General features: G+C 54.2%; 11 protein-coding genes and 1 pseudogene. 8 read left to right on the top strand and 4 right to left on the bottom strand.

What is annotated here, in order from left to right; all coding sequences use genetic code 11:
* Positions 1-123: 123 nt before the first annotated feature.
* From DEU53_RS16475 to proY, 3 genes are all read left to right on the top strand, one after another.
* Positions 124-1,227 (top strand): cobalamin-independent methionine synthase II family protein, encoded by a 1,104-nt coding sequence (locus DEU53_RS16475; protein WP_110867758.1) that lies wholly within the window; start codon positions 124-126, stop codon positions 1,225-1,227.
* Between the two features lie 402 nt (positions 1,228-1,629).
* Positions 1,630-2,949 (top strand): branched-chain amino acid transporter carrier protein BrnQ, encoded by a 1,320-nt coding sequence (brnQ, locus tag DEU53_RS16470; RefSeq protein ID WP_101762451.1) that lies wholly within the window; start codon positions 1,630-1,632, stop codon positions 2,947-2,949.
* A 67-nt stretch (positions 2,950-3,016) separates the two neighbouring features.
* Positions 3,017-4,372 (top strand): proline-specific permease ProY, encoded by a 1,356-nt coding sequence (proY, locus tag DEU53_RS16465; protein ID WP_101762450.1) that lies wholly within the window; start codon positions 3,017-3,019, stop codon positions 4,370-4,372.
* A 334-nt stretch (positions 4,373-4,706) separates the two neighbouring features.
* Here proY and DEU53_RS16460 read toward each other — a convergent pair whose 3' ends face one another.
* From DEU53_RS16460 to DEU53_RS16450, 3 genes and pseudogenes are all read right to left on the bottom strand, one after another.
* Complete coding sequence (locus DEU53_RS16460; protein WP_101762449.1) at positions 4,707-5,516, bottom strand: inositol monophosphatase; 810 nt, start codon at positions 5,514-5,516, stop codon at positions 4,707-4,709.
* A gap of 190 nt (positions 5,517-5,706) precedes the next feature.
* Positions 5,707-6,957, bottom strand: a pseudogene (locus DEU53_RS16455) (mechanosensitive ion channel family protein).
* Positions 6,958-7,049: 92 nt separating this feature from the next.
* The gene (locus tag DEU53_RS16450; protein ID WP_110867757.1) at positions 7,050-7,631 is read right to left on the bottom strand and encodes an ACP phosphodiesterase; all 582 of its coding nucleotides are present in this window, start codon (positions 7,629-7,631) and stop codon (positions 7,050-7,052) included.
* A gap of 183 nt (positions 7,632-7,814) precedes the next feature.
* Here DEU53_RS16450 and queA point away from each other — a divergent pair, with 183 nt between their 5' ends.
* The 5 genes from queA to secF are packed head-to-tail and all read left to right on the top strand — an operon-like array spanning position 7,815 to position 13,253.
* Complete coding sequence (gene queA, locus DEU53_RS16445; RefSeq protein WP_110867756.1) at positions 7,815-8,885, top strand: tRNA preQ1(34) S-adenosylmethionine ribosyltransferase-isomerase QueA; 1,071 nt, start codon at positions 7,815-7,817, stop codon at positions 8,883-8,885.
* Positions 8,886-8,919: 34 nt separating this feature from the next.
* Complete coding sequence (gene tgt, locus DEU53_RS16440) at positions 8,920-10,044, top strand: tRNA guanosine(34) transglycosylase Tgt (RefSeq protein ID WP_061717469.1); 1,125 nt, start codon at positions 8,920-8,922, stop codon at positions 10,042-10,044.
* Between the two features lie 24 nt (positions 10,045-10,068).
* A complete protein-coding gene (yajC, locus tag DEU53_RS16435) occupies positions 10,069-10,401 on the top strand; it encodes a preprotein translocase subunit YajC (RefSeq protein WP_008103990.1) in 333 nt (110 codons plus the stop codon).
* Positions 10,402-10,426: 25 nt separating this feature from the next.
* Complete coding sequence (gene secD, locus DEU53_RS16430) at positions 10,427-12,274, top strand: protein translocase subunit SecD (RefSeq protein ID WP_101762445.1); 1,848 nt, start codon at positions 10,427-10,429, stop codon at positions 12,272-12,274.
* 10 nt (positions 12,275-12,284) lie between these two features.
* Complete coding sequence (gene secF / locus DEU53_RS16425) at positions 12,285-13,253, top strand: protein translocase subunit SecF (protein ID WP_101762444.1); 969 nt, start codon at positions 12,285-12,287, stop codon at positions 13,251-13,253.
* Positions 13,254-13,311: 58 nt separating this feature from the next.
* Here the strand turns inward: secF and DEU53_RS16420 are convergent, their stop codons facing one another.
* A complete protein-coding gene (locus tag DEU53_RS16420; RefSeq protein ID WP_110867755.1) occupies positions 13,312-13,872 on the bottom strand; it encodes a DUF3251 domain-containing protein in 561 nt (186 codons plus the stop codon).
* Between the last annotated feature and the right edge of the window lie 2 nt (positions 13,873-13,874).

Genomic DNA, 13,874 nt, shown 5'->3' with positions numbered 1-13,874 from the left:
TTTCTTCCGTTGCCGAAAGGGTAATAGCGTGGCATTCTTCCTGGACATATAGCCGTCCAGATGGCTAAAATAACTCAGCGAAATTATACCCTGACGCAACTATGCGCTCAGCCAGGAGATAAAATGCCACGTCATAACCCGTTCCGCGCCGATACCGTCGGCAGTTTTCTGCGTCCCGCTGCCGTCAAGCAGGCGCGTGTGCAGTTTGCCAATGGCGAAATCAACGCTGATCAACTGCGTCAGGTTGAAGATCGCGAAATCCGCCATGTAGTGGAGCAGCAGCGTGCCAACGGCCTGCAGATCGTTACCGATGGTGAATTCCGTCGCGCTTGGTGGCACTTCGATTTCTTCGGCGATTTGCACGGCGTCGAGCTGTTCGAAGCGGAGCAGGGCATTCAGTTCAACGGCGTGCAGACCAAAGCGCACGGCGTGAAAGTCACTGGTAAAGTGGCTTTTAATCCTCAACACCCGATGCTGGAGCACTTCCGCTTCCTGCAAAGCGTGGCGGGCGATGCGGTTGCCAAGATGACCATTCCCAGCCCAAGCGTGCTGCACTTCCGCGGTGGCCGTAAGGTGATCGATGCCACGGTGTATCCCGATCTGAAAGAGTACTTCGCCGATCTGGCGCAGACCTACAAAGACGCCATCAAAGCGTTTTATGCGGCTGGTTGCCGTTATCTGCAGCTGGATGACACGGTGTGGGCCTATCTGTGCTCAACCGAACAGCAGCAGCAGATCCGCGAGCGTGGTGAAGATCCACAGGAACTGGCGCGCATCTATGCTGAAGTGCTGAATACTGCACTGGAAGGTAAGCCAGAGGATCTAACCGTTGGGCTGCATGTTTGTCGCGGCAACTTCCGCTCAACCTGGATTTCCGAAGGTGGCTATGAGCCGGTCGCCGAAGTGCTGTTTGGCGGCGTGAATATCGATGCTTTCTACCTTGAGTATGACAACGAACGTTCAGGTGGTTTCGAGCCGCTGCGCTTCCTCAAGCCGGGTCATCAGCAAGTGGTGCTGGGTTTGATCACCACCAAAACCGGCGAGCTGGAGGATGCGCAGCAGGTGAAAGCGCGTTTGCAGGAAGCAGCACAGTTCGTGAGCCTTGATCAAATCTGCCTCAGCCCGCAGTGTGGCTTTGCCTCAACCGAAGAGGGCAACAGCCTGAGCGAAGAGCAGCAGTGGCAGAAGATTCGTCTGGTGGTCGATATAGCAAGAACAGTCTGGTAATGCTGTAAAGTTAGCCAAACAGGCGCGTAAATCGCGCCTTTTGTGCATCTGCAGGCTGATTTATGCAAAGAGATCTCTCGCATCGAGGAAACATTTAGCAAATCATCTGAGGTGTTTTGCCGCTATTCCACCGTGATTCACTGCTTTCTCCCACTATCTTGTTATATCCTTCTGGTTTTTCGATCCTGTATTGCCTTTCTTCGCTATAAACGTTCTAATTTGCGCCGTTGTCGATTTATCCCTCTGCGAACAGAAGAAAAGTAGATTAAATCACCTGCGCTTTAACGATTAGTCCCGCATAACACGCTGGTCTTGCCTGATAAGCCCTTGTTTTAGCGCATCCAGAGGACAACACGAACTCAACTTCCACCGCAACATCAGCTACAGGCAGTACAGAAGTTTATGACACATCGTTTAACCTCCAAGGATATCCTGGCGCTGGGCTTCATGACGTTTGCCCTGTTCGTTGGCGCAGGAAATATCATCTTCCCACCGATGGTGGGGATTCAGTCTGGCGAACACGTTTGGATTGCGGCTTTCGGCTTCCTGATTACGGCTGTTGGCTTACCGGTGATCACCGTCATCGCGCTGGCGCGTGTGGGCGGCGGCATTGATGCGCTGAGCTCGCCGATTGGTAAAGCCGCAGGCTTGTTGCTGGCGACCGTGTGTTACCTGGCTGTTGGCCCGCTGTTTGCCACGCCGCGTACCGCCACCGTTTCCTTTGCCGTAGGTATTGCACCGCTGACCGGCGACGGCACACTGCCGCTGTTCATTTACAGCCTGATTTACTTCGCGCTGGTGATTGGCATCTCACTGTATCCGGGCAAACTGCTGGATACCGTCGGCCACTTCCTCGCTCCGCTGAAAATTCTGGCGCTGATTGTGCTCGGCGTTGCCGTGCTGATCTGGCCGGCCGGTGGCGTTTCGCCGGGCACCGAAGAGTATCAGCGTGCCGCCTTCTCCAGCGGTTTCGTTAATGGTTATCTGACCATGGATACGTTGGGAGCGCTGGTGTTCGGTATCGTCATCGTCAATGCGGCGCGCTCACGCGGTGTGGAAGATGCCAAACTGCTGACGCGCTACACCATGCTGGCGGGCATCATCGCCGGTATCGGTTTGACGCTGATTTACCTGACGCTGTTCAAACTCGGTAACGATAGCGGCGCATTAGTGGCGCAAAGCGCGAACGGTGCTGAAATTCTGCATGCTTATGTGCAGCAGACTTTCGGCGGCATGGGCAGCTTCTTCCTTGCGGCACTGATCTTCGTCGCTTGCATGGTGACGGCGGTGGGCCTGACGTGCGCCTGTGCAGAATTCTTTGCGCAATATGTTCCGCTGTCGTATAAAACGCTGGTATTTATTCTGGGTCTGTTCTCGATGGTGGTGTCGAATCTCGGTCTGAGCCATCTGATTCAGATTTCGATTCCGGTGCTGACGGCGATTTATCCGCCATGCATCGTACTGGTGGTGCTGAGCTTCACGCTGAAGTTCTGGAACAAAAGTTCGCGTATTATCGCGCCGACCATGCTGGTAAGCCTGCTGTTCGGTATCGTTGATGCCATCAAAACCACCAGCTTCAAAGATGTGTTGCCGCTGTTCAGTCAGCATCTGCCGCTGGCCGATCAGGGACTTTCCTGGTTGCCGCCATCGCTGGCGATGCTGGTGATTGCCGCGGTAGTTGATCGGGCAAAAGGACGTGAGCAGGTCGCGGTTCATCAGTAAGCGACATTGCTGTTAATTCCAACCACGGGCTTGCCCGTGGTTTTTCATTTTCAAGGTACTGAGTGTTATGCAAGAAACCAATAAGCTCAAACGCGGACTGAGCACGCGCCACATTCGCTTTATGGCGCTGGGATCGGCGATTGGCACCGGGCTGTTTTACGGCTCGGCAGATGCTATCAAAATGGCGGGCCCAAGCGTGCTGCTGGCGTACATCATCGGCGGTGCGGTGGCGTACATCATCATGCGTGCGTTGGGGGAAATGTCGGTCAACAATCCGCAGGCCAGCTCATTCTCGCGCTATGCGCAGGATTATCTCGGCCCGCTGGCCGGATACATCACCGGCTGGACCTACTGTTTTGAAATCCTGATTGTGGCGATTGCCGACGTAACGGCTTTTGGTATCTACATGGGCGTGTGGTTCCCCGATGTGCCGCACTGGATTTGGGTGCTGAGCGTGGTGCTGATTATTGGCGCCATCAACCTGATGAGCGTGAAAGTCTTTGGCGAAGTGGAGTTCTGGTTCTCCTTTTTCAAAGTCGCCACCATCATCATCATGATTCTCGCCGGCTTCGGCATGATTTTCTGGGGCATCGGCAACGGCGGCCAGCCGACCGGCATTCACAATCTGTGGACCAACGGCGGTTTCTTCGCGCACGGCATTGTTGGCATGCTGCTGTCACTGCAGATGGTGATGTTTGCCTACGGCGGCATAGAGATTATCGGGATTACTGCCGGTGAAGCGGAAGATCCGAAGACATCGATTCCACGCGCCATCAACTCCGTACCGATGCGTATTCTGGTGTTCTACGTTGGTACGCTGTTCGTCATCATGTCGATTTATCCGTGGAATCAGGTGGGCACTTCTGGCAGTCCGTTCGTGCTGACCTTCCAGCATTTGGGGATTGCGGCGGCGGCATCAATTCTTAACTTCGTGGTGCTGACAGCGTCGCTGTCGGCGATTAACAGCGATGTGTTTGGCGTGGGGCGTATGCTGCACGGCATGGCGCAACAGGGCCACGCACCGAAGGTATTCCAGAAGGTTTCGAATCGCGGAATTCCGTGGGTGACCGTTTTGGTGATGATGCTGGCGATGCTGATTGCGGTGTATCTCAACTACCTGATGCCAGAGAAAGTGTTCCTGGTGATCGCCTCGCTGGCGACCTTTGCTACCGTTTGGGTGTGGATCATGATTCTGCTGTCGCAGATCGCCTTCCGCCGCAAGATTGGCAAAGAGCAAGCCGGTAAGCTGGATTTTGCCATGCCGGGCGGTAGCGCCACCGCATGGTTCGGCGTGCTGTTCCTGGCCTTCATTATTGGGCTGATTGGTTACTTCCCGGATACGCGCGTGTCGCTGTACGTTGGTTTTGCGTGGATTGCGCTGCTATTACTGGCATGGCCGCTAGTGAAAAAGCGTAAAAGCTGATGATATTGTAAGGTCGCCATTGATGGCGACCTTTTTTATCGATGACGATTAAAAATAATATTAAAAAATAATCACGCCATCCCGAAATAATAAAATGCCGAAAAATATCTCGGCGCATCCTGGCGCCGAAAAAGAACAACAAAAAAGGAGAAAATAAGTATTACTAAGGGATGTTTGACTTGCGCAGCATATCGTATTTTTATTGATGCCGGGATGTTTAAGAAAAAAAGAGAAAATTCTCACTTCGGAATAGAATATTACTTACAGCGCGCTTAAGTAATTTTGCATGAAGGTTAAGTTCGCATAAATTAACGAACTTAACCGATTACGGAAATTATAAAGATAAATGCCCAGGCAGCAGCGCTTTCAGCTGCGGATAAATCACCGCATTAGCCAGCAGCACCGGATTGCCGTTCTGCAAGCCGTGATTAGCCAGATAATCGTTGGTAATGCCGCCCGCTTCGCGCATCAGCACAATGCCCGGCAAGCCATCCCACGGATTCATATGCGCTTCGTAGTAACCAATTAAGCGACCGGCCGCCGCCCATGCGCTCATCAACGCCCCCGAGCCGTTGCGGATAAACATGCCGCCCTGCGCCAGTAATGCGCTGATAAAAGTGGTCAGCGGTTCAATCGGTTGGCTGTTGGAGCTGCTCAGACCAAGCAATCCCTGATCGAGCTGCTGCGCGCTGTGCGCCTGAATGCGCTTATCATTAACCCAAGCACCTTTGCCGCGGCAGGCGTGAAAGGTTTCATGATGATTGGGATCGCACACCACACCAATCACCGCTTCGTTTTCACAAACGATCGCCAGCGATACGCACCAGTTGTGCAAGCCGTTAAGAAAGCTGCTGGTGCCATCAATCGGATCGAGCACCCAGATAAAGCGTGCGCCAGCAGTATTGCCGCCGCTCTCTTCACCCAACACCGCATCGTCAGGAAAGCGTTCGTGGATCAGATGCTTGACCAAGGCCTCAACGTTGCGATCGGCTTCGCTGACCACATCCTGCAGATCTTTCTTATGCTCAACCACTAATTGATGACGTTGCTGATACCAGGATAGAGCCCGGCTGGCGGCGGTTTTGGCAACATCACAGGCGAAATGATAACGTGCGTCGAGTTCGGTAAGCGAAGCTGATGACATCTTTCCCTCTTATGATTTTCAGGCTGGCGAAGCAACAACAGACGCCAAAAATGGCGTATTGGCTGTGTGACGAAGTTAACAAAAGTTAAGAAAGGCTTCATTAAGCCGCAGATGGCTGCGCGTGACAAGAGGGGGAAAAGCCCGCCAGTGAAATTTTTCTTCTTACTGGCGGGTAATACGGGATGAAGCCTTAGTGGCGGGTTCTTACGCCAATTTGACGCATGTCATTACCGGTTGGCGATTGATGGACGCGCAGACCAAAAGTAGGTAGCACCGCGTAAATATGGTCAAAGATATCCGCTTGAATATTCTCGTACTCTTTCCACACCGTGGTGTTGGTGAACACATACACTTCCAGCGGCAGACCGTTTTCACCTGGCGCTAACTGCCGCACCATTAACGTCATCTCTTTGTGAATACGCGGATGCTGCTCCAGCCAGCTCTGCAGCCAGACGCGGAAGGTACCGATATTCGTCAGGCGGCGACCGTTGAGTGGCGAATCTAAATCACAGCCCAGTTGCGCATTCCATGCGGCCACTTCTTCGCTTTTGCTATCCAGATACGGTGCCAGCAGATGCGCACTTTTCAGCTACTGCATCATGGCATCATCAAGGAAGCCAATACTGGTGGTATCAATATGAATGCTGCGCTTAATGCGACGCCCACCGGATTCCGACATGCCGCGCCAGTTTTTAAAGGAGTCGGAAATTAAGGCGTAAGCGGGAATGGTAACAATGGTGTTATCCCAGTTGCGCACTTTTACCGTGGTTAAAGAAATATCGATGACCGCACCGTCCGCGCCATATTTCGGCATTTCCAGCCAGTCATTCATTTTCAGCATATTATTGGCCGCTAACTGAATACCGGCCACCAGACCCAGAATTGGATCTTTAAATACCAGCATCAGCACCGCGGTCATGGCACCGAGTCCGGTGATCAATACGCCAGGCGATTTACCCAACAGCAGTGAAATAATCATGATTACCATTAAAATGGCGGCGATCAATTTCACGCTCTGGATAATACCGCGCAGCGGCAATTGCTGCGCTAGCATGCTGTTCACGCTGAGCTGCTGCAGTAAATCCAGCAAGGAGAACAACATCAGCAGGGCGAAGACCATCATCCACAGCTGGGCGAAAATCAGCAGCGCTGCGTAGATCTGAGCACTGTCGTGCAGGAAGAGTTCAGTCTGTAATTTGAATAGCACACCTTGCATCAGCCAGACGCTGCGGCTAAACAGGCGACTGTTAATCAGCGCTTTTGGCCACTGACGGCTACTTTTCTCGGTGTAGCGACGCAGCAGCGGCAAGATAGCGCGGTGCAGAATGGCGTGAGTAAGCAGTGAGATGGCAAAGATAATGGCAATCACTATCCCCAATGCCAGGATGTGCGTGTAGCTAAGACCGGCTTCTGCGAGCCGGTTGGCAATAAGATGCTGCATGAGATTTCCCTGAGTGTGACGAAGATTAAGGTCACGCAGGGTAGGTGATGGGAAATTTCCCGTCCAACAGACGGGTCTTGAATTACCTAATATTACAATTCCTGCGCGCGCGCGGCGGCCATTAAGCGCGGATAAAACTGGAAGAACAGCGGCTCAAGTTGCTCGTAGTGATCAACAAAATCCTGATAGGAGTCGCGCAGCGCGGCTAAGCGCGGACGGCGATGCGCCATGCCGTTGAGCACGCGTGCCAGCCGCGTTGGTTCGGCATAGTGCTCAAACCAGCGTTCGCGCCACATCACTGCGTTCAGCTCGATGAAACCTTCCGGCGTGCCCGCCAGCTGCGGCACGATGTTTTGTTCAGCCGCCGCGGTAAACGCCACCAGCGACTGCGTTGGGTGGAATTCATCCCAGTGTAGCGCGAGGAAGTGGTCCCAAATCACGTCGAGCGTGATGGGGGCCACGCGGCGCGTTTCCGGACGGAATAGCGCACGCGCAATCCGCACTTCGGGCAGGTTATCGGTCAGGACGTCGAGGCGACGATGCATGGCAATGCCATCCACCACCGATGCAGGCCATTGTGATTGCACGTTGCCGCGCACGAAATCGGCCATGAGATTGCCCAGCAGAGAGCTGTTAGCCAGCTGCGCCAGGTGAAGGTGAGCGAGAAAGTTCATGGCGCATTATATACACGTCATACTTCAAGTTACAGGTGCGGGAGCTGCTCTCGTTTGCCGCCTGCCTGCACCTCGAATTATTTTGTGTATTCGCAGAATCACAGAAGCGCAGCCAGTTGTTCAGAATTTGCCGCTTTTCCGCTAGACTATGCCGCCTGATTTTAAGTCCTGAAGAAGTGAAGCATGCGCGTAGTCGATTTTACCTTTGAGTTGCCAGAATCCTTAATCGCCCACTATCCGCAGGCGCAGCGAAGCGGTTGCCGCTTGCTGTCGCTGGATGGTCCAAGCGGCGCGTTAAGCCACGGCGTATTTACAGACGTGATGGATAAGCTCAATCCGGGCGATCTGCTGGTGTTCAACAACACCCGCGTGATTCCGGCGCGCGTCTTTGGGCGTAAAGCCAGCGGCGGCAAAATCGAGATGCTGGTTGAGCGCATGCTGGACGATAAGCGCGTGCTGGCGCACGTGCGCGCCTCCAAAGCGCCCAAGCCGGGCGCAGCGCTGCTGCTGGGCGATGACGAAAGTGTCAAAGCCACGATGGTGGCGCGCCATGACACACTGTTTGAGATCGCCTTCGAAGACGATCGCGCGGTGCTGGATATTCTCAACAGCGTCGGCCATATGCCGCTGCCGCCGTATATTGATCGTCCGGATGAAGATGCTGACCGTGAGCTGTACCAGACCGTGTACGGCGTGCGTCCCGGCGCCGTCGCCGCACCGACCGCCGGTTTGCACTTTGACGAGCCGCTGCTGGAAGCGCTGAAAGCTAAAGGCGTCGAGATGGCGTTTGTCACGCTGCACGTCGGTGCCGGGACTTTCCAGCCGGTGCGCGTTGAAACCATCGAGGATCACATCATGCATGCCGAATACGCGGAAGTGCCGCAGGATGTGGTGGATGCGGTGCTGGCGTGTAAAGCACGCGGCAACAAAGTGGTCGCCGTGGGCACCACCTCAGTACGTTCGCTGGAGAGCGCCGCGAAGGCCAGCCAGAATGCGCTGATTGCACCCTTCTTCGATGACACACAGATTTTCATCTATCCCGGCTATCACTATCAGGTGATCGATGCGCTGATCACCAACTTCCATCTGCCGGAATCGACCCTGATTATGCTGGTTTCGGCCTTTGCTGGTTATCAGCACACCATGGCGGCTTATCACAGCGCGGTGGCAGAGCAGTACCGTTTCTTTAGCTACGGGGATGCGATGTACATCACCCGTAATCCACAAGCGCCTGACGAAAGCGTCGGCGCATAATTGAATCAGACTGTTTCTCTGATCAGAGGTTAATGTGAAATTTGAATTAGATACTACCGACGGGCGCGCGCGCCGTGGCCGTCTGGTCTTTGATCGTGGCGTTGTTGAAACCCCAGCATTTATGCCCGTGGGCACTTACGGCACGGTGAAAGGCATGACGCCGGAGGAAGTGAAAGAGACCGGCGCGCAAATCCTGCTCGGCAACACCTTCCACCTGTGGCTGCGCCCAGGTCAGGAGATCATGAAACTGCACGGCGACCTGCACGATTTCATGAACTGGCAAGGACCGATCCTTACTGATTCCGGCGGCTTCCAGGTGTTCAGCCTTGGCGATATCCGTAAGATCACCGAAGCGGGCGTGCACTTCCGTAACCCGATCAACGGCGATCCGATTTTCCTCGATCCGGAAAAGTCGATGGAAATTCAGTTCGATCTCGGTTCTGACGTGGTGATGATCTTCGACGAATGTACGCCGTATCCGGCGGATTGGGATTACGCCAAACGTTCGATGGAGATGTCGTTGCGCTGGGCACAACGCAGCCGCGATCGCTTCGATTCACTCGGCAATAAAAATGCATTATTCGGCATTATTCAGGGCGGTGTTTACGAAGATTTACGAGATGTCTCGGTTAAAGGTCTGGTAGAGATTGGCTTTGATGGGTACGCTGTGGGCGGCTTGGCGGTGGGTGAACCTAAAGAGGACATGCACCGAATCCTGGAGCACGTCTGTCCGCAAATTCCGCAAGACAAACCGCGTTATTTGATGGGCGTCGGCAAGCCAGAAGATCTGGTGGAAGGCGTTCGCCGCGGTATCGATATGTTTGACTGCGTTATGCCAACGCGCAATGCGCGCAATGGTCATCTGTTTGTTACCGATGGCGTGGTGAAAATTCGTAATGCCCGGTATAAAGATGACACCGCAACGCTGGATGCAGAGTGTGATTGTTACACCTGTCGCAATTATAGCCGCGCCTACTTGCATCATCTTGATCGCTGTAACGAAATACTGGGCGCACGCCTGAATACGATTCACAATCTGCGCTATTACCAGCGTTTGATGGCCGGTTTACGTAAGGCTATCGAAGAGGGTAAATTAGAGCACTTTGTTAGCGAGTTCTACCAACGGACGGGGAAGGCGGTTCCTCCGCTGAACGTCTGATAATTCATCAATGAGGGAAATTTAATGAGCTTTTTCATTTCTGACGCCGTAGCCGCAGCAGGCGCACCGTCTCAGGGAAGTCCGTATTCTCTGGTGATCATGCTGGTGGTCTTTGGTCTGATCTTCTACTTCATGATTCTGCGTCCACAGCAGAAGCGTACTAAAGATCACAAGAAACTGATGGATTCCATCTCTAAAGGTGATGAAGTGCTGACCAGCGGTGGTTTAGTTGGCCGTGTGACCAAAGTGGCAGAAACTGGCTATGTTTCTATTGCCCTGAACGACACCACTGAAGTAGTTGTTAAACGTGATTTCGTGGCCGCCGTTCTGCCGAAAGGTACTTTGAAGGCGCTGTAATTTTTTCTTCCCGAAGGGAACTGCCGTGTTAAACCGTTATCCTTTGTGGAAGTACATCATGCTGGTCGTCGTGATTCTCGTCGGCCTGCTCTATGCGCTTCCTAACCTTTATGGTGAGGATCCGGCCGTTCAGATCACTGGTGCGCGCGGTGGCGCCGCCAGTGAGCAAACGTTGGATCAGATCCAGACCGTATTAAAACAAGACAATATCGAGAGCAAATCCCTCGCTCTGGAAAATGGTGCCATTCTGGCCCGCTTTGCAACGCAGGATGGACAGTTGCGCGCGCGTGATGCACTCACCAGCGCGCTGGGCGAAGACTACATTGTGGCCCTCAACCTTGCGCCGGCAACGCCTCGCTGGCTGAGCATGCTGTCCGCGGAACCGATGAAACTCGGTCTTGATCTGCGCGGCGGCGTTCACTTCCTGATGGAAGTGGATATGGATACGGCTCTGGGCAAACTGCAAGAGCAGAACGCCGACAGCCTGCGCAGCGATCTGCGCGACAAAAGCATTCCGTATACCACCGTTAATAAAATCGCGAACTATGGCGTAGAAGTGCGTTTCCGTGACGGCGCCAGCCGTGATGCGGCAATCAGCTACTTGTCTACTCGCCATCGCGATCTGGTGATCTCAAGCCAGGGCAGCGATGCGCTGCGTGCGGTGATGAGCGATGCGCGCCTGAGCGAAGCGCGTGAATATGCGGTGCAGCAAAACATCACCATTCTGCGTAACCGTGTGAACCAGCTCGGCGTTGCCGAACCGCTGGTGCAGCGTCAGGGTTCTGACCGCATCGTGGTGGAACTGCCGGGTATTCAGGACACCGCGCGCGCCAAAGAGATTCTGGGCGCAACTGCCACGCTGGAATTCCGTCTGGTGAACACCAGCGTGGATCCAACCGCAGCGGCCAGCGGCCGTGTGCCAGGCGATTCGGAAGTGAAGAAAACCCGCGACGGGCAGCCAGTGGTGCTGTACAAGCGTGTGATTCTGACCGGTGATCACATCACCGATTCCACGTCGAGCATGGATGAGTACAACCAGCCGCAGGTGAACATTTCACTGGATGGCGCGGGCGGCAACATGATGTCCAACTTCACCAAGGACAACATCGGTAAGCCGATGGCGACACTGTTTGTGGAGTACAAAGACAGCGGTAAGAAAGATGCCAACGGCCGGTCGATTCTGGTGAAACAGGAAGAAGTGATTAACGTGGCGAACATCCAGTCGCGCCTCGGTAACAGCTTCCGTATCACCGGTATCAATAATGCAAACGAAGCACGTCAGCTGTCGCTGCTGCTGCGTGCAGGTGCGTTGATTGCGCCAATCCAGATTGTAGAAGAGCGTACTATCGGCCCAACCATGGGTCAGCAGAACATCACACAAGGCCTCGAAGCCTGCCTGTGGGGTTTGATTGCGTCGATCCTGTTCATGGTGGTGTTCTACAAGAAGTTTGGTCTTATCGCTACCAGCGCGCTGCTGTGTAACCTGGTGCTGATTGTCGGCATCATGTCACTGCTGCCAGGCGCGACGCTCACCATGCCGGGTATTGCCGGTATCGTGCTGACGCTGGCGGTAGCGGTCGATGCTAACGTGTTGATTAACGAACGTATTAAAGAAGAGTTGCGTAACGGACGCTCGGTACAGCAGGCGATTCATGAAGGCTATAAAGGCGCCTTCTCCAGTATCGTCGATGCCAACGTCACTACGCTTATCAAAGTGATCATTCTTTATGCGGTCGGTACCGGTTCAATCAAAGGCTTTGCGATTACTACGGCTATCGGTATCGCAACCTCAATGTTTACCGCTATCGTCGGCACCCGTGCCATCGTTAACCTGGTGTACGGCGGCAAACGCATCAACAAGCTGTCTATCTGAGGAGTGCGTTGTGGCACAGGAATATAGTATTGAGCAGCTAAACCACGGGCGTAAAGTCGTCGACTTTATGCGCTGGGATAAGCTGGCTTTCATCATCTCCGGTCTGCTGATTGTGGCATCTATCGTCATTGTCGGTGTGCGAGGCTTCAACTGGGGCCTCGACTTTACCGGCGGAACGGTGATTGAGATTAACCTGGAAAAACCCGCGGATCTCGACGCGCTGCGTGAAGGTTTGGTGAAAGCGGGCTTTGAAGAGCCGCTGGTGCAGAACTTTGGTAGCAGCCGTGATGTGATGGTGCGTATGCCTCCGGCCACCGGCAATGCCGGCACCGAACTGGGCAATAAAGTGCTGGCTTCCATTAGCCAGACCACGCAGCAGAACGCTACCGTGAAACGCATCGAGTTCGTTGGCCCAAGCGTGGGTAGCGATCTGGCGCAGGCCGGTGCGATGGCGCTGCTGTCAGCGCTGATTGCGATTTTGATCTACATCGGCTTCCGCTTTGAGTGGCGTTTAGCGCTCGGCACCGTACTGGCGCTGGCGCACGATGTGATCATCACCTGTGGCATTTTGTCGCTGGCGCACGTCGAAATCGACCTGACGATTGTCGCCTCATTGATGTCGGTAATTGGCTACTCGCTTAACGATAAGATCGTGGTATCCGACCGTATTCGTGAGAACTTCCGCAAGATCCGCCGCGGTTCTTCCTACGACATCACTAACGTGTCGCTGACCCAGACGCTGAGCCGTACCTTGATCACCTCCATCACCACGCTGGCGATGATCATGATCCTGTTCGTGTTTGGTGGTGCGTTGCTGAAAGGTTTCTCACTGACCATGCTGATCGGTGTCACCATTGGTACCATTTCATCGATTTATGTCTCTTCAGCGCTGGCGCTGAAACTCGGCATGAAGCGTGAACATATGCTGGTACAGAAAGTGGAAAAAGAGGGCGCAGATCAGCCTTCGATTCTGCCGTAACGCGGAGTCAGAAAGTAAACGGGCTGCCATTGGCAGCCCGTTTTTTTATGCCTGTCGATCAGGGCGTGGTTTTCATCGCTGGAGGCTCAACATCGTGCACGCGCACGTAGCCGAGTTGCTCCGGAGTTAACCCGCTGAGTCGCAGCGGTACGCTAACGGAACTGCGCGGCATTAACTGTGCAGGAACCTCGATGGTCTGGCTCAGGCTGCCCGCGTTAAGCGGTTTGCCGCTGGCCGGATCCATTTCGCCCCATACCACGGTCGCGCGCAGTGCCGGAATCGGCTGATCATCGGTTGAGCGGATATTCAGATTGGCGCGACTGCCGCTGGCTTCACCCGCCACCTGCGAGAGTGACAAACGCAATTTACCTAGCTGCGTCTGTAACTCCACCGGCGTATTGGCTTGCGGCAACAGCCACGCGCCCTGGGTGGATTGGCTGTTCAGCTGTCCCTGAATCTCCAGCGCCGTTGCCTGATTGGTCAGCTTGCGCATCTGCTGATTAAGCTGACTCACCTCCTGATGCAACTCTTTGACCTGCGGTGAAACCGGCGTTGAACTGCAACCACTGAGAACCAGCAAAGAGAGTGCTGCCGGAGCCCAAAACGTCCTGATCGTCATGC

Source organism: Pantoea sp. AG1095, from assembly GCF_003208415.1.
Classification (GTDB): domain Bacteria; phylum Pseudomonadota; class Gammaproteobacteria; order Enterobacterales; family Enterobacteriaceae; genus Pantoea; species Pantoea leporis.
The sequence above is the reverse complement of the archived record's forward strand: the minus strand, read 5'-3'. Positions and strand labels throughout refer to the sequence as shown.